20 protein-coding genes are annotated in these 17,572 nt (G+C 67.9%); 10 read left to right on the top strand and 10 right to left on the bottom strand.

The genetic code is table 11. The annotated features are described in order from the left end of the window. Positions 1 to 25: 25 nt before the first annotated feature. The gene (locus ACFYP5_RS16245; RefSeq protein ID WP_383974188.1) at positions 26 to 505 is read left to right on the top strand and encodes an NUDIX domain-containing protein; all 480 of its coding nucleotides are present in this window, start codon (positions 26 to 28) and stop codon (positions 503 to 505) included. Between the two features lie 52 nt (positions 506 to 557). On the opposite strand, the gene ACFYP5_RS16240 is transcribed toward ACFYP5_RS16245, so the two are convergent. Then, positions 558 to 2,084, bottom strand: coding sequence for a globin domain-containing protein (locus ACFYP5_RS16240; RefSeq protein ID WP_389035782.1), 1,527 nt, complete (start codon positions 2,082 to 2,084; stop codon positions 558 to 560). Here ACFYP5_RS16240 and ACFYP5_RS16235 point away from each other — a divergent pair. Continuing rightward, the gene (locus ACFYP5_RS16235) at positions 2,037 to 2,564 is read left to right on the top strand and encodes a DUF2269 domain-containing protein (RefSeq protein ID WP_389035779.1); all 528 of its coding nucleotides are present in this window, start codon (positions 2,037 to 2,039) and stop codon (positions 2,562 to 2,564) included. The two genes, ACFYP5_RS16240 and ACFYP5_RS16235, sit on opposite strands and share 48 nt — an antisense overlap. Before the next feature lie 5 nt (positions 2,565 to 2,569). Then, a complete protein-coding gene (locus ACFYP5_RS16230) occupies positions 2,570 to 3,457 on the top strand; it encodes a GNAT family N-acetyltransferase (RefSeq protein ID WP_389035777.1) in 888 nt (295 codons plus the stop codon). A gap of 117 nt (positions 3,458 to 3,574) precedes the next feature. On the opposite strand, the gene ACFYP5_RS16225 is transcribed toward ACFYP5_RS16230, so the two are convergent. Further along, positions 3,575 to 4,018: a heme-binding protein gene (locus ACFYP5_RS16225; RefSeq protein WP_389035774.1), complete on the bottom strand. Its 444-nt coding sequence runs from the start codon at positions 4,016 to 4,018 to the stop codon at positions 3,575 to 3,577. A gap of 56 nt (positions 4,019 to 4,074) precedes the next feature. Then, the gene (locus ACFYP5_RS16220; protein ID WP_389035771.1) at positions 4,075 to 5,286 is read right to left on the bottom strand and encodes an MFS transporter; all 1,212 of its coding nucleotides are present in this window, start codon (positions 5,284 to 5,286) and stop codon (positions 4,075 to 4,077) included. A 137-nt stretch (positions 5,287 to 5,423) separates the two neighbouring features. Here ACFYP5_RS16220 and ACFYP5_RS16215 point away from each other — a divergent pair, with 137 nt between their 5' ends. From ACFYP5_RS16215 to ACFYP5_RS16205, 3 genes are read left to right on the top strand one after another with little or no spacing between them, the layout of a single operon-like run. After that, complete coding sequence (locus tag ACFYP5_RS16215; RefSeq protein WP_389035769.1) at positions 5,424 to 5,891, top strand: MarR family winged helix-turn-helix transcriptional regulator; 468 nt, start codon at positions 5,424 to 5,426, stop codon at positions 5,889 to 5,891. A gap of 19 nt (positions 5,892 to 5,910) precedes the next feature. Then, positions 5,911 to 6,363, top strand: a complete 453-nt coding sequence (locus ACFYP5_RS16210; protein ID WP_389035766.1) for a GNAT family N-acetyltransferase — start codon at positions 5,911 to 5,913, stop codon at positions 6,361 to 6,363. A 50-nt stretch (positions 6,364 to 6,413) separates the two neighbouring features. Continuing rightward, the gene (locus ACFYP5_RS16205) at positions 6,414 to 7,577 is read left to right on the top strand and encodes a winged helix DNA-binding domain-containing protein (protein WP_389035763.1); all 1,164 of its coding nucleotides are present in this window, start codon (positions 6,414 to 6,416) and stop codon (positions 7,575 to 7,577) included. Between the two features lie 88 nt (positions 7,578 to 7,665). On the opposite strand, the gene ACFYP5_RS16200 is transcribed toward ACFYP5_RS16205, so the two are convergent. Both ACFYP5_RS16200 and ACFYP5_RS16195 read right to left on the bottom strand, forming a co-directional pair. Further along, entirely contained in the window at positions 7,666 to 9,048 is a 1,383-nt protein-coding gene (locus ACFYP5_RS16200; protein WP_389035760.1) for a serine hydrolase domain-containing protein, read from the bottom strand. 64 nt (positions 9,049 to 9,112) lie between these two features. After that, a complete protein-coding gene (locus ACFYP5_RS16195) occupies positions 9,113 to 9,697 on the bottom strand; it encodes a dihydrofolate reductase family protein (protein WP_389035757.1) in 585 nt (194 codons plus the stop codon). Positions 9,698 to 9,812: 115 nt separating this feature from the next. Here ACFYP5_RS16195 and ACFYP5_RS16190 point away from each other — a divergent pair, with 115 nt between their 5' ends. Then, the gene (locus ACFYP5_RS16190) at positions 9,813 to 10,403 is read left to right on the top strand and encodes a TetR/AcrR family transcriptional regulator (RefSeq protein ID WP_389035754.1); all 591 of its coding nucleotides are present in this window, start codon (positions 9,813 to 9,815) and stop codon (positions 10,401 to 10,403) included. A gap of 124 nt (positions 10,404 to 10,527) precedes the next feature. Here the strand turns inward: ACFYP5_RS16190 and dnaB are convergent, their stop codons facing one another. Then, complete coding sequence (dnaB, locus tag ACFYP5_RS16185; RefSeq protein WP_389036182.1) at positions 10,528 to 11,988, bottom strand: replicative DNA helicase; 1,461 nt, start codon at positions 11,986 to 11,988, stop codon at positions 10,528 to 10,530. 476 nt (positions 11,989 to 12,464) lie between these two features. On the opposite strand from dnaB, the gene ACFYP5_RS16180 reads away from it, so the two are divergent. Then, on the top strand, positions 12,465 to 13,802 hold the full coding sequence (locus ACFYP5_RS16180; protein WP_389035750.1) for an MATE family efflux transporter: 1,338 nt from the start codon (positions 12,465 to 12,467) through the stop codon (positions 13,800 to 13,802). 91 nt (positions 13,803 to 13,893) lie between these two features. Here the strand turns inward: ACFYP5_RS16180 and rplI are convergent, their stop codons facing one another. The 4 genes from rplI to rpsF form a co-directional block, all read right to left on the bottom strand. Further along, positions 13,894 to 14,340 carry a 50S ribosomal protein L9 gene (rplI, locus tag ACFYP5_RS16175; RefSeq protein WP_030930556.1) on the bottom strand — a complete coding sequence of 149 codons (447 nt, stop codon included), beginning with the start codon at positions 14,338 to 14,340 and terminating at the stop codon, positions 13,894 to 13,896. A gap of 18 nt (positions 14,341 to 14,358) precedes the next feature. Beyond that, positions 14,359 to 14,595, bottom strand: coding sequence for a 30S ribosomal protein S18 (rpsR, locus tag ACFYP5_RS16170; protein WP_003967857.1), 237 nt, complete (start codon positions 14,593 to 14,595; stop codon positions 14,359 to 14,361). Between the two features lie 43 nt (positions 14,596 to 14,638). Next, a complete protein-coding gene (locus ACFYP5_RS16165; protein ID WP_030930554.1) occupies positions 14,639 to 15,253 on the bottom strand; it encodes a single-stranded DNA-binding protein in 615 nt (204 codons plus the stop codon). A 74-nt stretch (positions 15,254 to 15,327) separates the two neighbouring features. Continuing rightward, the gene (rpsF, locus tag ACFYP5_RS16160) at positions 15,328 to 15,618 is read right to left on the bottom strand and encodes a 30S ribosomal protein S6 (RefSeq protein WP_030930552.1); all 291 of its coding nucleotides are present in this window, start codon (positions 15,616 to 15,618) and stop codon (positions 15,328 to 15,330) included. Between the two features lie 277 nt (positions 15,619 to 15,895). Between rpsF and ACFYP5_RS16155 the strand changes: the two genes are divergently transcribed. Beyond that, a complete protein-coding gene (locus tag ACFYP5_RS16155) occupies positions 15,896 to 16,210 on the top strand; it encodes a hypothetical protein (RefSeq protein WP_389035748.1) in 315 nt (104 codons plus the stop codon). Between the two features lie 209 nt (positions 16,211 to 16,419). Continuing rightward, complete coding sequence (locus ACFYP5_RS16150) at positions 16,420 to 17,538, top strand: lipid II:glycine glycyltransferase FemX (RefSeq protein WP_389035745.1); 1,119 nt, start codon at positions 16,420 to 16,422, stop codon at positions 17,536 to 17,538. Positions 17,539 to 17,572 lie beyond the last annotated feature (34 nt).

Here is a 17,572-nt window from a genome sequence, read left to right as displayed (position 1 = left end):
GGGTTCTGTGGGCCACTCTCTTGCCATGACCGAACGTCCTGTGGTCAAGCGCACCGCACGCGCCATCCTGCTCGACGGCAACGACCTCATCCTCATCAAGCGCACCAAGCCTGGGGTGGATCCGTACTGGCTCACGCCGGGCGGTGGGGTCGAGCCCGAGGACGCAACCGTTGTCGACGCTCTGCACCGCGAGGTGGACGAGGAGCTCGGCGCCAAGATCACCGATGTGGTCCCCTGCTTCGTCGACACCGTGGAGCACATCGAGGGCGGTGGGGTGAAGGGCGTGAAGGTGCAGCACTTCTTCGTCTGCCGGCTGGATTCGATGGACCTGTCCCGCCGGCACGGCCCCGAGATCGAGGATCCGTGCGGCGAGTACGACGTCGTACGGGTGCCGTTCAGCCGGATGGGGATCGCCGCCGTTCATCTCGTACCGCTGTCGCTGCGGCACTACCTGGACGGCAATATCGAGGGCGTACGGGCGATGCACGCGCCGGACCTGGGCTGATCCGGGGCCCGGGGGCCTGTTTCTGCCTGCTCCTGCTACGACGGGCTCGTGTTCAGGCCGGGCCCGTCGTGGGTGCCAGCTCCCCGACGGCGTCGTATCGGATGCGCTCCGGCGGCATGCCGATGTCTGTGAGTACGTCCACGCCGCTGCGGATCATCCCCGGCGGGCCCGAGAGATAGGCGTGGTACTCGTGCCACGGGCCGAGCCGGCGTACCGCGTCGGGCAACAGGCCCTTCAGTCCCCCGCGCGACCCGCCGGAGACCAACGGGCGGACTGCGAGCCAGGGAAAGGTCTGCTGGAGCCGCAGCATCGTGTCGATGTCGTAGAGGTCGCGGTCGCTGCGTGCGCCGTAGAAGACCCGCATCGGGCGCCGGTCCCCGTGTTCGGCGACGTCCTCGACCAGCGCCTTGATAGGTGCGATGCCTGTGCCACCTCCCAGGCAGAGCAGACCGTTGTGGGTGGTGTGGTCGACCGTCATCGAGCCGGCGGGCGGGCCGAGCCGCAGGACGTCGCCGGGGCGGGCCCGGTGCACCAGGGCGTTGGAGACCCAGCCCGCCGGAACCGCCTTGATGTGGAACGTGAGCAGGCCGTCGGGCCGTGGCGCCGTGGCGAAGGAGTAATGCCGCCAGATCCGCGGCCACCACGGGGTCTCCAGGGCGGTGTACTGGCCGGCCAGGAAGGGGTACGCCTGGTCGGGACGGAGCGTGAGGATTGCTATGTCGGGCGTTCTGAGGTCATGGGAGACGATCTCCGCGACCCACCAGGCGGGCGCTCGCTCCTCGTCCTCGGCAGCCGCGTCGATCATGATCTGCGACAGCGCGGTGTAGGTGCGGATCCAGGCCGCTTCGGCCGCCCCGTCCCACGTGGTGGCGTAGCGGCTCAGGGCGCCGAGGAGGGCCTCTCCGACTGCCGGGTAGTGCATGGGCAGGGTGCCGTATTTGCGGTGCCCTCTGGCCAGTCCGCCGAGGTACTCGGTCAGCGCATCGGGGTCGTCCATGCGGTCGGCGGCCGTCAGGATCGCCCGCATGAGACGGTCTCGCTGGGTGTCCATCGCAGCCGGGAAAAGGGCGCGCAGTTCGGGGTGGCGAACGAAGAGCAAGGCGTAGAAGTACGAGGTGGCCTGGTCCGCGACAGGGGCGATCTCCGTCAGCGTGCGGTGGATCAGGGTCGCGTCGGGAGATCTGAGAGTTTCGTCGCCGGGCATGGTGGCCTGAGCGTCCATAACTGTGCCTCGCCTCGAACATCTTCTGGTCGCCTTGCGTGCGGACAGTGCTCGCAGCCACCGCGTGCGGCCCCTCGTCCCAGCATGCCCGTGTCGACTCGGGGTCGGACAAATAACGGGAAGTCCGGGTATCCGAACCGCGTTTCCCGTTACGCTCCTTTGCCCCATGGCTGTACCCGGGCACGGCTTCGACCCACGGCGCCCGCCCGGAGAGTGCGGCACGAAGGCACCACGTACGCCCAAGCACGTACGCACGGATACTCCCGCTGTCGGACGCCCAACTGCCCTTTGCCAGGCACCGTGTTTCACGTGAAACCACTCAAGCGCCCCGCTCGCCGAAGTCTCCTGGTCGCCCATGTCGCGGTCTCCGTCAGCTGGCTGGGCCTCACCGTCTGCCTGCTGACGCTCGGGATCACGGCCTTCCTGACCGGCGACACCACCACCGCACAGGCCGCGACCCGCGCCATGAAGATCTTCGGGGACTGGCTGGTCGTGCCCGTCGCCCTGATCTCGCTCCTCAGCGGTCTCGTGCTGGCGCTCGGCACCCCGTGGGGCCTGGCCAGACACCGCTGGGTCTGGACAAAGTTCTGGCTCACTCTGATCACCACGGCCCTGTCGATCTTCTCGCTGCGGCCGGGCATCAACGAGGCGGCGGCACACCGCGTCGTCGACATCAATCTGGTCGTCGCGCCTTCCGTGGCAACAGCCACGTATCTCTTCATCACCGCGGTCTCGATACTGAAGCCATGGGGGCCGACCCGGCGCGGCCGACGGCTGCGCGTCTCGGCCAGTTCCGGTAAAGCGGTGGACGAGCGATCAGTGCGTCGGACAGCCTGAACCTCATGCCCAGCCCACTGCCCCGTCCGCACGCCGACGCACCCGTCCGGCGCCTCACCCGGGGAGACCTGGTCCCCTGCGCCGATCTCTGCGAGGACCGCGGCTGGCCGCGTGATGAGCACCGATGGGGCCTGCTCCTGTCCGCGGGGACGGGCTACGGCATCGACGACCCCGAGGGCAAAGGCCTGATGGCCACCTGTGTGGTGACCTCCTACGGTCAGGGCTTCGCCGCCGTCGGCATGCTGCTCGTCGCCGAACGGTACGCACGGCAGGGAATCGCCCGTCGTCTGATGCGTCATGTGATCGAGGCGACCGGGAAGACCTCGCTCAGCCTGTACGCGACGGAGCCCGGGCGGCCGCTCTACGAAGAGCTCGGCTTCGAAACGGTGGGGCGGGCGGAGCGAGTGATCGGGCACTTCCGGCCGAGCGACGCATCGAGCGGCGGCGTTTCGACAGCGGGTGCTGTGACCGTCCGCCCGGCCGCCGCCGGGGATCTGCATGCCATGCTCCGGCTCGACGCGGAGATCTTCGGCGCCGACCGGACGCACATTCTCGCCCGGCTGCCGGCGTTCGCGGACCATCTGCGGGTCGCGGAGCACAACGGCGAGCTGGTGGGATACGCGGCGATCTGGCCGAGTGAGCAGACCCATGCGGTCGGTCCGCTGATCGCCCGGGACACCGACACGGCGATGGCGCTTGTCACCTCGCTCGGGAAGGCGACGGACCGCCCCCTTCGTCTGGACATCGACGCACGCCACGAGGAACTGCTGAGCCTGCTCAAGGAGTGTGGTCTGCAAGCCGGTTCGTTCACCACGGTGATGACCTACCGGGCCCCTGGGCTGCCGGGAGACTGGACTCGTCGCTTCGCGCCGCTGACTGTCGCGACGGGCTGACACCTACCGGGCCGGCCGAGGCGTGGTCCGCCCGCGCAGCCGCGAATGTCCGCCCCCTGTGCCGAAGTTCTCCAGGCACTTGGGGACGGACATTCATGCGCTTTCGCTGTCTGCGGGTCAATTCGCCGGCTGGGCGAGCGCCTCCACGGCAGTTGTCGCGAAGCCGTGGTCCTGCTCGGGTGCGCCGCCGCCCACGCCGACGGCACCGATCAGTCGGCCGTCGCGAAAGACCGGCACCCCGCCTGCGATGAAGAGCAGCGGCCGGTCAAGGGCGGTCGGCAGGGTGTGGAAGAGCCCGCCCGGCTGGACCGCGTCGACGAGGTCGGCGGTCGGGGCACCGAGCTGGAGGGCCGTGTACGCCTTGCGGGTGCTGGTCTCGCCCGCGATGAGAACGGCCCGGTCGTCGCGCCGGAAAGCCAGCAGGTGACCGCCCGCGTCGAGGACCGAGACGGCAGCGGTGACACCGGCCGCCTCTGCGGCGGTGCGAGCAGTGGCGACGAGCGCTTCCGCGTCCTCGATGGTCAGCGGAGTGACGGCGGCCGGCGAGAGGGTGGTGGTCATGAGGGATATCTCCTTGGTGCGATGGGGCGTACGTACGTGTGGTGGCTGTGGGGCTGTCAGCGCCGGGCTTCGGTGACCGCGACCGGCTCGGGGAAGTGACCGGCGACGCGTCGGCTGTGCGTGACCGTCCGGCGTTCCAGGCCGCTGGAGAGGACGGCGAGGGCCAGGGCAGATGCCGCCAGCGCGGCGCCGACCCAGTTGGGTGCGGTGTATCCGAGGCCCGCCGCGATGACGATGCCGCCGAGCCACGCCGACAGTGCGTTGCCGAGGTTGAAGGCGCCGATGTTGACGGCGGAGGCGAGGGTCGGGGCACCCGCGGCCTGGTCGAGCACGCGCTTCTGCAGCGGCGGTACGGTCGCGAAGCCCAGACCACCGATCAGAACGATGGTGACGGCTGCCGCGATCTTGTTGTGGGCGGTCAGGGTGAACAGGGACAGGACTACGGCGAGGGCGCCCAGCGACACGTACAGCAGCGGCATCAGGTGGCGGTCGGCGAACCTGCCGCCGAGCAGATTGCCCCCGACCATGCCGAGCCCGAAAAGGACCAGCAGCCAGGTGACGGAGGACGCGGAGTAGCCGGCGATCTCGGTCATCATCGGCGTGATGTAGGTGATCGCGGCGAAGACACCGCCGAAGCCCAGGACGGTCATCGCCATGGCGAGCAGCACCTGCACATTGCGGAACGCGGCCAGCTCGTGGCGGAGCCGTACGCCCTCTGCCCTCGGCTGCTCGGGAACCAGCTTGGCCACACCGAGGAGGCCGACGACTCCGAGGGCCGCAACGATGAAGAACGTGGTGCGCCACCCGACGCTCTGCCCGATGTACGTGCCCAGCGGTACGCCGACGACATTGGCGACGGTGAGCCCGGTGAACATCGTGGCGATCGCGCCGGCCTTCTTCTGCGGGGCGACCAGATCGGCCGCGACGACCGACCCGATGCCGAAGAAGGCGCCGTGGGCGAGAGAGGCGATCACCCGTCCCGCGAGCATCACGCCGAAGACGGGGGCTAGGGCGGACACCGCATTGCCGAAGATGAACAGCCCCATCAGGAGCATCAGCATGCGTTTGCGGGTGACCCGGGTGCCGAGGACTGTCATCAGCGGGGCGCCGAGTACGACACCGAGGGCGTAGCCCGTGACCAGGAACCCTGCGGTCGGGATCGAGACCTGGAAATCCACAGCAACCTCGGGGAGCAACCCCATGATCACGAACTCGGTGGTGCCGATACCGAATGCCCCGATGGCGAGGGCGAGGAGCGCGAGCGGCATGGGTTTCCTTCCCAAAAGATTGCGTCTGCGCCTTACAAGCGTCGACAATAATTGCAGACGCTGGTTAATTGCAAACGCGGGCTATTGCAGATGTCCCCTATCCTGGACGGAAGCAGCTCCCGCACGGAGGAGAGACCATGACAGCGACGGATCCCGCACTGACCGCCCTCTCCCAGGGCTGGTGCGCCCTCTCTCTGCTCCACGGCAAGATCGAGGCCCGCATCGAACGGGCCCTGCAGTCCGGGCACGGCCTCAGCGTGCGGGAGTACTCCCTGCTCGACGTCCTGAGCCGGCAGCACAACGGCCCGGGCGGCCATCTCCAGATGAAGCAGGTCGCGGACGCCGTCGTGCTCAGCCAGAGCGCCACCACCCGCCTGGTCACCCGTCTCGAGGACCGCGGTCTGCTGACCCGGTATCTCTGCGACACCGACCGCCGCGGCATCTACACGGATGTCACCGAAGCCGGCCTCACCCTTCTCGCCGGGGCTCGGCCGACCAATGACAAGGCGTTGCGTGCCGCACTCGACGAGGCCGCCAGGAATCCCGAGCTGGCACCCCTCGTCAGGGCAGTGGAAGAGCTGAAGGTCCCCGCGCGCGCCGCGTGATCTGCGTAGTCTGCCGATCATGAGCCATCTGGAGATACGGCCTGCCGCCCTCACCGACATCCCGGCCGTCGTGGCCATGCTGGCAGACGATCCCCTGGGCGCACAGCGCGAGTCACCGGACGACCTCGCCCCGTACCGCGCTGCGTTCCAGCGGCTCGCCGACGACCCGAACCAGCATCTGGTCGTCGCCGCACGCGACGGCGTCGTCGTGGGGACCCTGCAACTGACCGTGGTCCCCGGACTGTCCCGGCGCGGCTCGACACGCTCGATCATCGAGGGCGTCCGTATCCATGCCGACGAGCGCGGGAGCGGCCTCGGCACTCGGCTGATCCAGTGGGCCGTGGACGAATCCCGGCGCCAGGACTGTCAGTTGGTCCAGCTGACGTCCGACGCGACCCGGACCGATGCGCATCGCTTTTACGAGCGACTAGGGTTCACCGCCAGTCATGTGGGCTTCAAGCTCGCCCTCTGACCGCGCTCGGAGCCCGAAGGTGGAATTCCAAGGACCGAAGGAGGTCCCCGGTGCACGGCATCAGCGACGCACAGCGCCGGTCCAGGCTCGGCCGGCGCCATCTCCTGGCTCCCTCGGTGCGGTCAGCGTCCGCGGAGTCCGTGGCAGACGCGGTCGTGGCCCTGCACGCCACCGACGCGGCCACGGTCTTTCTCTCCGTCTGCGCCCGGCTGTCCGAGGCAAGCGTCGGCGCGGTGGAACGGGCTCTGTACGAGGACGTCTCCCTGGTCCGGTTGCTCTCCATGCGCAACACCCTCTTCAGCGTGTCGCACGGGCTCGCTCCGTACGTCGACGCGTCGAACGCCCGGGCCGTGGCCGCCAAGGAGCGCCGGAGCTTCCTCAAGCACCTGCGGGACGACGGGAACGGACTCGACGCGCACTGGCTCGCCGAGACCGAGAAGGAGACGCTCGCCGTCCTGACGGCTCGTGGCTCCGCAACCGGCAGTGAGCTGTCCGCCGCCGTACCGGCGCTGCGCACGAAGATCACGGTCTTTCCCGGCAAGAAGCAGGAGACGGTGCAGGGCGTCGCCACACGCGTCATACGAGTGCTGGCGGCCGACGGTCTGATCCGCAGGGACAGGCCGCGCGGCTCCTGGACCTCCAGCCAGTTCCGATGGACGGCAGCCGAGCCCTGGCCCGCCCGTGACCCCGCAGCGGCACAGGCCGAACTGGCCCTGCGCTGGCTCCGCTCGTACGGCCCCGCGACCGAGGCCGACCTGAAGTGGTGGACGGGCTGGGGCCTCGGCCAGGTACGCCGGGCGCTGGAAGCCGCCGGAGCCGAGGAGGTTCGGCTGGACAACGGCGCGACAGGCTGGGTCTCGCCGGGGGACACGGAGCCCGAACCGCTCCCGGAGCCCTGGGCGGCGCTGCTCCCGGCCCTCGACCCGAGCGCGATGGGCTGGGCCGATCGCGGCTTCCACTTGCCGGCCGAGTACCGGGCGGCCCTGTTCGACCGTGCCGGCAATGTCGGACCGACGGTGTGGTGGAACGGCCGGGTCGTGGGCGGCTGGGCTCAGCGCGCCGACGGTGAACTGATGTGGCGACTCTTGACCGACGTCGGCCAGGAGGCCACCACCGCGATCGAGGCGGAGGCGTCCCGGCTGTCGGAATGGGTGGGTGAAACGCGGATCACTCCGCGCTTCCGTACACCCTTGGACAGGGAGTTGACGGCCTGAGCGGTCGGCGTCGGCGGCCTCGGTCACCACGCTTCGCGTTTCACGTGAAACCTCATGCCCGCGACACCGGGCCGTGCCGGCGTCGCACTCAGGCGTCGAGGCCTCGCCAGCCCTCGGCGTCCACCCCACCGGGGACGACGGATGCAGGGTCGTACGGTTCACGCGTGAAGACGAACGATCCCAGGTCGAGGTGGGTCACGCTGCCGTCTCCGGCCCTGACGATGCGGAGCGTCTCCCCGGCGTAGTACCCGTCCAGTCCGATCCAGCTGCCGTCAGGCTGCTCGACAAAGCGAGCGCCGCGACCACTGCCACGCAGCGGCTGCAGTGTCAGCCCCCCGTCCGCGGTCAGCTGCAGGATGTTCGGACGCGTGCCCCAGTACCAGGTACCGGTGAGGGCGAGGAGTTCCGCGTCGACCTCGGCCAGCGGACGCCAGGGCTCCGGAATGCGGGGCTCGGCATCGGCGACGATCCCCACGAGGTCCGCGGCGACCTCACCGACGAACAGTCCCGAGGTGGTGTTGGTGAGCACCACCGCAGCCACATCGTCCTCGGTGCTGAGCCAGAGCGCTGCCAGGAAGCCCGGCAGCGAACCGGTGTGCCCGAGAAGGGTGCGCTCGTTCTCGTGTACGACCTGCAGGCCGAGACCGTAATTTCCCTGCCAGTCACCGGACTCGGGCGGCGCCGACGGCGCGCGCATCTCCTCCACCGAGGCGGCGCCGAGAACCCGGTCGTCCCCCTCGGCGAGGAAGGAGGCGAACCGCAGGAGGTCGGTGGCCGTGGACCAGAGCTGCCCTGCCGGAGCCATCAGGCCGAGGTCCTCGGCAGGTTCGGGCAGCAAGGCATCGGCCCAGGGGTGCACCGCCCAGCCACCCGCATGCGGCGCCTGCGGCTGGGTGGAAGTACGGCTCATGCCCAGCGGCTCCAGAATCTCGCGCTCCAGCACCTCCGCCCAGGATGCCCCGCGCACCGACTCGATCAGCGCACCGAGCAGGGTGTAGCCGGGGTTGGAGTAGTGATGGCGCCGGCCCGGAGGATGCATCCGGGTCTGCTCGCCGAGAACATCGGCGAGTTCGGGGCGCAGTGTGCCCGGCGTCCGCTCCCACCAGGGTGCGGGCGACTCGGCGCCCAGTCCGGCACTGTGACCGAGCAGCTGAAGGACGGTGACACCGCCGACGCCCGTGCCCGGCAGATGCTTCTCCAGTGGGTCGTCGAGATCCAGCAGACCCTCGTCGCGCAGCCGCAGAACCAGCACGGCGGTGAAGGTCTTGGTGAGGGAGCCGATTCTGAACTGCGTATCGGCGTCAGGGGCATGGTCGTCGACGCAGCTGCGGGAGCCGCTCCAGACGACCTGGCCCTGACGCTGCACCGCGGCGACGAGTGAGGGTGCGCGGCCTTCGGCCTGCGCGGTGGCGATGCGGTGCAGCAGCGCGCGCTGCGTGCCGGGAAGCAGTTCTTCCGAGTGATAGGTCATGGTCAACAAGTACCGGCGCAGCCGCTCCGTGGCGACCCCATTTCGCGGTATGGGGGCCAACAGGTCAACGCTTGCGGCTGTAGGTCCTGACCAGCACCCCGTTGTCGAAGATGCGCACCGACTCGAGCGCGAACTCGGTGGCCGCGAAATCCGATCCGAACATCGGCATGCCCGATCCATAGACCAGCGGATACGTCTTGATCACAAGTTCGTCGATCTCGTCGAGCACCTCCCCCGCGAGCTGTGAGCCACCGCAGAGCCAGATTCCGAGCTCGCTGTCCTCCGCCTTGAGTTCCCGCACCCTGCCGACCACATCGTCCGAGATGAGCTCGACGTTCGGGTCGGGCGATTCCTTGAGGGTCCGCGAGGCCACGAGCTCACGCAGCTGCGCATACGGACTGGTGATGTTCATGTCCAGCGCCAACTGGTAGCTGGCCCTCCCCTGGATCACGGTGTCGAACTTCTGGTTCGCGGCATCGTGAAAGCCGAGCTGGCGGCGGCCCTCGGCCGCAACCGTCTCCGGATACTGGGATGTGAGGAACTCGATGAACTCCTCGTTCACGAACGGGTACATGGACGACGCGTCGCCGCCCGGGTCCCCGATGAAGCCGTCGATGGAGCAGGCAATGAAGTAGGTCAGCTTTCGCACGACGTCCCCGTTCGACGTGGGCTGGCGGATGCTCAACCACTACACTCATAGTGCTTCATATGTAGTGGTCGAGCAATCCCTTTTCACCGATGAGCCAAAGGATGCGGGGATACGCATGGTCAGGAACCCCGAGCGCAGGACGGCGCTCGTCGACGCGGCCATCGAGGTGCTGGCGCACGAGGGCGCGCGAGGACTCACCTTCCGCGCGGTCGACGCGCGGGCGGGCGTCCCTGTGGGCACATCGTCCAACTACTTCGCCAGTCGGGACGATCTCTTCATGCAGACCGGCGCCCGGATCACCGACCGGATGACACCGGACCCGGTCAGGGTCGAGGAGGCCATGCGCCCGACGCCCTCTCGCGAGCTGGTCACCGAGCTGATGCAGTGGCTGGTGCAGCGCATGGCCGATGACCGCAGCGGCTATCTCGCCATGCTGGAACTGCGCCTGGAGGCCACCCGTCGGCCGGCCCTCCGCGACCACCTCAACCGAACTGTTCGCGCCGACCTGGACGCGAACGCCCGCTTCCACCGGGACGCCGGTCTGCCGGGCGATGCCGACGCGTTCCTCGTGCTCTACCTCGCCATGACGGGCCTGCTGCTGGACCACTTCACCCTGCCCGGCCTGCTCACCGGCGGCGGCACCGCCGACCGTGACCTGGACCGGCTGGTGGAGACGATCGTCACGCGGACCATCCCGACGGAGTGACCATGTCGGCGAACGCGGCAGGCATGGCTGCGACGCCCCCGAGCAGTCCCGGCCCCGGTACGTCACACACGGCCCACCGGGAACACACAGGTCACAAAACCGGCGATGATCCGCCGGGCACGCCTCAGGTCTGTGCCATGTCCACGAAGCGTGAGTAGTGGCCCTGGAACGCCACGGTGATCGTCGCCGTCGGACCGTTACGGTGCTTGGCCACCATCAGGTCCGCCTCGCCCGCTCGTGGCGACTCCTTCTCGTACGCATCCTCGCGATGCAGCAGGATCACCATGTCGGCGTCCTGCTCGATGGAGCCGGACTCACGCAGGTCGGACACCATCGGCTTCTTGTCCGTGCGCTGCTCAGGGCCACGGTTCAGCTGGGACAGCGCGATGACCGGCAGCTCCAGCTCCTTCGCCAGCAGCTTGAGGTTTCGGGACATGTCCGAGACTTCCTGCTGACGGCTCTCGGCCCGCTTCGAACCACCGGACTGCATCAGCTGCAGATAGTCGATGATCACCAGCTTGATGTCGTTCCGCTGCTTCAGACGACGACACTTCGCCCGGATCTCCATCATCGACAGGTTCGGCGAATCGTCGATGTAGAGCGGGGCGGCCGAGACGTCCGGCATCCGGCGGGCCAGCCGCGTCCAGTCCTCGTCGGTCATCGTGCCCGAGCGCATGTGGTGCAGCGCCACCCGCGCCTCGGCGGACAGCAGACGCATCGCGATCTCGTTGCGCCCCATTTCGAGGGAGAAGATCACGCTGGGCAGGTTGTGCTTGATCGAAGCGGCCCGGGCGAAGTCCAGGGCCAGCGTGGACTTACCCATGGCCGGACGTGCCGCGATGACGATCATCTGACCCGGGTGCAGGCCGTTCGTCAGCGCGTCGAAGTCGGTGAAGCCGGTCGGTACACCGGTCATCTCACCGGAGCGCGATCCGATCGCCTCGATCTCGTCGAGTGCGCCCTCCATGATGTCGCCGAGCGGCAGATAGTCCTCACTGGTGCGCTGCTCGGTGACGGCGTAGATCTCGGCCTGCGCGGAGTTGACGATCTCGTCGACGTCCCCGTCGGCCGCGTATCCCATCTGCGTGATCTTCGTGCCGGCCTCGACGAGCCGCCGCAGGACCGCCCGCTCGTGGACGATCTCCGCGTAGTACGAGGCGTTGGCAGCGGTCGGCACCGACTGGACGAGAGTGTGCAGATAGGGAGCGCCGCCCACCTTGGTGATCTCGCCACGCTTGACCAGCTCGGCCGCGACCGTGATCGGGTCGGCCGGCTCACCCTTGGCATAGAGATCGAGGATCGCCTGGAAGACGGTCTCGTGAGCGGGGCGGTAGAAGTCGTGCCCCTTGATGATCTCCACGACGTCGGCGATGGCGTCCTTGGACAGCAGCATGCCGCCGAGAACCGACTGCTCGGCGTCGAGGTCCTGCGGAGGTACGCGCTCGAAGCCGGGCGATCCACCGTCCCAGCCGCCGCCCTCCCGGCCGCGGTCGTGCTGCTCACCACGGTCCCGGCTGTCACCGCGACGCTGGCGGGAGACAGGCAGACGGTCACTGGGACCGGTGTCGGTCCAGGGGTCGTCCAAAGGCTCGGGAATGCTCACCGGCCACCTCCTCCCGTCCGCTCCGCGGACCCTCGCCGTGCCACTCCTTCTTACGGCACAGCACCGACAATCGAGACGCTCGACTCCGGTTCCATCACGTCGAGTTCTGGGGGATTCCAGGGCTGAAACGGGGTGTGGGCGCCGGTCCACGGTAGGCGGCCCGGCACCGTCAGCCAATCTGGTTATCCACAGGGCATGTGGACGACGGACCAGATGCTGTGGAGAACTCCGCAGAACCTGTGCACGGAGCGGGGGACAGCACTGTGGACAAACTCATAACGCCACCATGATCACGGCTCTGACCTGCCCTTTCTCCATCCACGGGCTGTGGGGGAGAAAAACTTTCGGACTCGGCACAAGATCGCAGCAAACCACGCCCAGAAGAACACGGCGCGCCAGCAATTGTAAGGATCACTCTGACCTTGCATCTGTTACCTGTGGAAGGTTAGATTGCGCCCATGACCCTGGCTCCGGCGACCTCGCACTCCAGCCGTCGACGGCACGATCGCGAGATCATCGCGCTGGCCGTCCCCGCCTTCGGCGCACTCGTCGCCGAGCCCCTCTTCGTGATGGTCGACAGCGCCATCGTCGGCCATCTGGGCACACCGCAACTGGCCGGTCTGGGAGTCGCCGCGGCACTCCTCACCACGGCCGTCAGCATCTTCGTCTTCCTCGCGTACGCCACCACGGCAGCGGTCGCCCGGCGGGTAGGTGCGGGCGATCTTGCTTCCGCGATACGGCAGGGCATGGACGGCATCTGGCTGGCTCTGCTCCTCGGTGTCGCCGTCATAGCCGTGACGCTTCCCTCGGCCTCCTGGGTCGTCGAGATCTTCGGCGCCTCCGATACCGCTGCCCCGTACGCCACCACCTATCTGCGGATATCCAGTCTCGGCATCCCTGCCATGCTCATCGTGATGGCCGCAACCGGTGTACTCCGCGGCCTGCAGGACACCAGAACCCCGCTCTATGTCGCCATTGGCGGCTTCGCGGCCAACGGCGCCCTCAACGCGGGTCTTGTCTACGGCGCCGGGCTCGGCATCGCCGGATCGGCCTGGGGCACGGTGACCGCCCAGTTCGGGATGGCTGCCGCCTATCTGATCGTGGTCGTACGGGGGGCGCGTCGGCACGGGGCCTCGTTGCGCCCCGACGCGACAGGGATCCGAGCCAGCGCACAGGCCGGCGTCCCTCTGCTCGTCCGTACGCTGTCACTCCGTGCCGTACTGATGATCGCCACCGCCGTCGCCGCACGCCTCGGCGACACCGATATCGCCGCACACCAGATCATCCTCTCCCTGTGGAGCCTGATGGCTTTCGCCCTCGATGCCATAGCCATCGCCGGGCAAGCCATCATCGGCCGGTATCTGGGAGCCAATGACACCCAGGGCGCACGTGCGGCATGCCGTCGCATGGTCCAGTGGGGCATTGCCTCGGGCGTGGTGCTCGGGGCACTGATCGTGCTCGCCAGGCCCCTGTTCATCCCGCTGTTCACCGGTGACGGAGCAGTGCAGGACACACTCATCCCGGCCTTGCTGGTGGTGGCGCTCTCCCAGCCGATCGCCGGCGTGGTCTTCGTCCTGGACGGTGTGCTCATGGGCGCCGGGGACGGCCGTTACCTCGCCTGGGCCATGCTGATCACCCTGACCGTCTTCGCCCCGGTCGCCCTGCTCGTGCCCACGATCGGCGGGGGGCTGACGGCTCTGTGGTGGGCGATGACCCTGATGATGATGGTCCGCATGGTGACGCTCTGGCTGCGGACCCGCTCGGGCAAGTGGATCGTCACCGGGGCCACCCGCTGACCACCGGCCACGGAGCCTGTTTCACGTGAAACGACGAGGGGCCGCACTCCCATGGAGTGCGACCCCTCACCTGCTCTGGTGAGCTCTGCCCTTAGGCAGCAACGACCTCGATGCCGAGCTTCGCCGCAACCTCGGGGTGCAGACGCACGGACACCTGGTGTCCGCCGAGCGTCTTGATCGGCGAGCCGAGCTCGACGCGACGCTTGTCGACGTCCGGGCCACCGGCAGCCTTGATCGCCGAGGCGATGTCGGCCGGGGTGACGGAGCCGAAGAGACGGCCGGCGTCGCCGGAGCGAACAGCCAGACGAACCTTCACGGCCTCGAGCTTGGCCTTGACCTCGTTGGCCTGCTCGATCGTCGCGATCTCGTGGATCTTGCGGGCGCGGCGGATCTGCGCCACGTCCTTCTCGCCGCCCTTGGTCCAGCGGATGGCAAAGCCACGCGGAACCAGGTAGTTACGGGCGTACCCGTCCTTGACGTCGACGACGTCGCCGGCAGTGCCGAGGCCGGAGACCTCGTGGGTGAGGATGATCTTCATTATTCGGTCACCCTTCCCTTATCGCGCGGTGGACGTGTAGGGCAGCAGCGCCATCTCACGGCTGTTCTTGACTGCCGTGGCGACGTCACGCTGGTGCTGCGTGCAGTTGCCGGTGACGCGGCGGGCACGGATCTTGCCGCGGTCGGAAATGAACTTCCGCAGCATGTTCGTGTCCTTGTAGTCCACGTACTGGGTCTTGTCCTTGCAGAACGCGCAGACCTTCTTCTTAGGCTTGCGCACAGGCGGCTTCGCCATGGTGTTTCTCCTGTGTGATCAAGAAGTGGGGGTACGAGCTTCCCTAGAAGGGAGGCTCGTCCGAGTAGCCGCCACCAGAACCGCCGGAACCGCCGGAGCTTCCGCCCCAACCGCCTCCGCCGCCCTGCTGACCCCCGCCCTGCTGGCCGCCGGCCGGCGCGCTGGTGGCCCACGGGTCGTCGGCGGGAGCACCGCCGCCACCCTGCTGGCCACCGCCACTGGGACCGCCGCCCCAGTTGCCGCCGCCCTGCTGGCCACCGCCGTAACCACCCTGGCCGCCTTGGCCACCGCGACCGGTGGTCTTGGTGACCTTGGCCGTGGCGCTCTTGAGGCTGGGGCCGACTTCCTCGACGTCCAGCTCGTAGACCGTGCGCTTCACGCCTTCGCGGTCTTCGTACGACCGCTGCTTCAGCCGGCCCTGCACGACAACGCGCATGCCTCGCTGGAGCGACTCGGCGACGTTCTCCGCCGCCTGCCGCCAGACCGAGCAGGTGAGGAACAGGCCTTCGCCGTCCTTCCACTCATTGGTCTGCCGGTCGAAGATGCGGGGAGTGGACGCGACACGGAACTTCGCGACCGCCGCACCGGACGGGGTGAAGCGCAGCTCGGGGTCGTCGACGAGATTGCCGACGACCGTGATGACGGTCTCGCCTGCCATGGGTGAACCTCTCGGCGGGGATTGCTTCTGGCTGCTTGCTGCTACTCGAACCCGATGACCGCTGAGCTAGATGCTCAGTGGATCTCGGGACGGAGGACCTTGGTCCGGAGGACCGACTCGTTCAGGTTCATCTGGCGGTCGAGCTCCTTGACGATCGCAGGCTCGGCCTGCAGATCGATGACCGAGTAGATGCCCTCGGGCTTCTTCTTGATCTCGTAAGCGAGACGACGACGGCCCCAGGTGTCGACCTTCTCAACCTTTCCGTTGCCCTCACGGACGACGGAGAGGAAGTTCTCGATCAGCGGGGAGACAGCGCGCTCCTCGAGATCGGGGTCGAGGATGACCATCACCTCGTAGTGACGCATGTGGAACCCACCTCCTTTGGACTCAGCGGCCACGGTCGTTCCGTGGCAGGAGGGTCGTGATGCGTAAAGCAACAGTGTCTCCGAGTAAAACAGCCGGCACTGACAACGCCCTCCATCGAGAGGGGCTGTGTGCTGGCCTGGGCAGACACCGGTGCAGACCGTACAGAGTACCCGCACACCGGCTTCCGGTTGAAATCCGGTGCTCAGGAGACGCAATCTGTACACATCGGGTGTGAGCGGCGACACCATGCGCCGCCTTTCGGCCAGGAGGTACTCCATGGCACAGACAATGCGAACCCGCCCTGCCGTTTCACTGCTGGCCACGGACGGCAAGCCCCATCCGCTCCAGGACGCCCTGGTGGTGGTGACCGTCGTTCTCGGCCTCATCGCCTTCGTGACGGCGATGTTCCACAGTCTGCATCTGATCAGCTCGTGGGCCGGACTCGTCGGGATCCTGACGGGTGCGTACGGGCAGTACGTCTCGGTGACCACGCGCGAGAGGTTCCCGCTGATCCTCGGCATGGGTGCGTCCGCCATCGGATTCTTCCTGGGCATGGCCCATGGAGGCCTCTTCGGCGGCGTGGTCGGCTGATTCCGGCCCGGACCCGACCGAGCACACCGGGACCCGGCGCCGGTCCGACCACGGGGCCCTCCGGGTTCCGGTGGACCGGGCCGCCGGGTTCCACCGGGTCGGCAAGCTCCCATAGGGCCAGACGGGGCGCTCCCCGGTCGCAGTAGGCTTCGGCGCGAGAGCCGGAGCCCCTGACCGATGGGGACACACCTGCCGAGGAGCGCCCCTACATGAGCCTGACCCTGAGGACCATCAGCCGAGAGCAGCATCTGGCGTACATCCAGAGTCTGCCTTCGGCCAGTCACTGCCAGGTCCCGGCGTGGGCTGATGTGAAGACCGAATGGCGCTCGGAGAATCTGGGATGGTTCGACAAGAGCGGCGAGTTGGTCGGCGCCGGCCTGGTCCTGTACCGCCAGTTGCCCAAGATCAAGAGGTATCTCGCGTACCTCCCCGAAGGCCCGGTCATCAACTGGCACGCCCCGAACCTGGACGACTGGCTGCAACCGATGCTGGCGCATCTCAAGCAGCAGGGGGCCTTCTCCGTGAAGATGGGCCCGCCTGTCGTCATCCGTCGCTGGGACGCGGCCGCCATCAAGTCCGGTATCCAGGACCCTGATGTGAAGCGCCTGCGCGACGTCGAGGCCACCCACATCGAGCCTCGTGCCTTCGAAGTCGCCGACCGGCTGAGGAAGATGGGCTGGCAGCAGGGCGAGGACGGCGGCGCCGGATTCGGTGACGTACAGCCGCGCTATGTCTTCCAGGTCCCGCTGGCCAACCGGTCGCTGGAAGACGTCCTCAAGGGCTTCAACCAGCTGTGGCGCCGCAACATCAAGAAGGCCGAAAAAGCCGGTGTCGAGGTCGTCCAGGGCAGTTACGAGGACCTCGCCGAATGGCAGCGGCTGTACGAGATCACCGCGGTCCGCGACCACTTCCGGCCGCGCCCGCTCTCCTATTTCCAGCGCATGTGGACGGTACTCAACTCCGAGGACCCCAACCGCATGCGGCTCTATTTCGCGCGGCACAACGGCGTGAACCTGTCGGCGGCGACGATGCTCGTTGTCGGTGGCCACGTCTGGTACTCGTACGGCGCATCCGACAACATCGGGCGCGAGGTCCGGCCCTCGAACGCGATGCAGTGGCGCATGCTGCGCGACTCGTACGCGATGGGCGCGACCGTCTACGACCTTCGTGGCATCAGCGACTCGCTCGACGAGACGGACCACCTCTTCGGCCTGATCCAGTTCAAGGTCGGCACGGGCGGCGAAGCCGTCGAGTACGTCGGCGAGTGGGACTTCCCGCTCAACAAGCTGCTCCACAAGGCTCTCGACATTTACATGTCGCGCCGCTGACGAAACCGGCTTCATTCGTTTCAATAGGTGCTTC

Origin of the sequence: Streptomyces sp. NPDC005262, assembly GCF_042872425.1 — a bacterium.
Classification (GTDB): domain Bacteria; phylum Actinomycetota; class Actinomycetes; order Streptomycetales; family Streptomycetaceae; genus Streptomyces.
This window is presented reverse-complemented; position numbering and strand designations above follow the sequence as displayed.

Coding starts and splice junctions, on each gene's coding strand:
- ACFYP5_RS16245 (WP_383974188.1), top strand. CDS start 26: ATGACCGAACGTCCTGTGGTCAAGCGCACCGCACGCGCCATCCTGCTC.
- ACFYP5_RS16240 (WP_389035782.1), bottom strand. CDS start 2,084: ATGGGCGACCAGGAGACTTCGGCGAGCGGGGCGCTTGAGTGGTTTCAC.
- ACFYP5_RS16230 (WP_389035777.1), top strand. CDS start 2,570: ATGCCCAGCCCACTGCCCCGTCCGCACGCCGACGCACCCGTCCGGCGC.
- ACFYP5_RS16225 (WP_389035774.1), bottom strand. CDS start 4,018: ATGACCACCACCCTCTCGCCGGCCGCCGTCACTCCGCTGACCATCGAG.
- ACFYP5_RS16220 (WP_389035771.1), bottom strand. CDS start 5,286: ATGCCGCTCGCGCTCCTCGCCCTCGCCATCGGGGCATTCGGTATCGGC.
- ACFYP5_RS16215 (WP_389035769.1), top strand. CDS start 5,424: ATGACAGCGACGGATCCCGCACTGACCGCCCTCTCCCAGGGCTGGTGC.
- ACFYP5_RS16210 (WP_389035766.1), top strand. CDS start 5,911: ATGAGCCATCTGGAGATACGGCCTGCCGCCCTCACCGACATCCCGGCC.
- ACFYP5_RS16200 (WP_389035760.1), bottom strand. CDS start 9,048: ATGACCTATCACTCGGAAGAACTGCTTCCCGGCACGCAGCGCGCGCTG.
- ACFYP5_RS16190 (WP_389035754.1), top strand. CDS start 9,813: ATGGTCAGGAACCCCGAGCGCAGGACGGCGCTCGTCGACGCGGCCATC.
- ACFYP5_RS16180 (WP_389035750.1), top strand. CDS start 12,465: ATGACCCTGGCTCCGGCGACCTCGCACTCCAGCCGTCGACGGCACGAT.
- rplI (WP_030930556.1), bottom strand. CDS start 14,340: ATGAAGATCATCCTCACCCACGAGGTCTCCGGCCTCGGCACTGCCGGC.
- rpsR (WP_003967857.1), bottom strand. CDS start 14,595: ATGGCGAAGCCGCCTGTGCGCAAGCCTAAGAAGAAGGTCTGCGCGTTC.
- ACFYP5_RS16165 (WP_030930554.1), bottom strand. CDS start 15,253: ATGGCAGGCGAGACCGTCATCACGGTCGTCGGCAATCTCGTCGACGAC.
- rpsF (WP_030930552.1), bottom strand. CDS start 15,618: ATGCGTCACTACGAGGTGATGGTCATCCTCGACCCCGATCTCGAGGAG.
- ACFYP5_RS16155 (WP_389035748.1), top strand. CDS start 15,896: ATGGCACAGACAATGCGAACCCGCCCTGCCGTTTCACTGCTGGCCACG.
- ACFYP5_RS16150 (WP_389035745.1), top strand. CDS start 16,420: ATGAGCCTGACCCTGAGGACCATCAGCCGAGAGCAGCATCTGGCGTAC.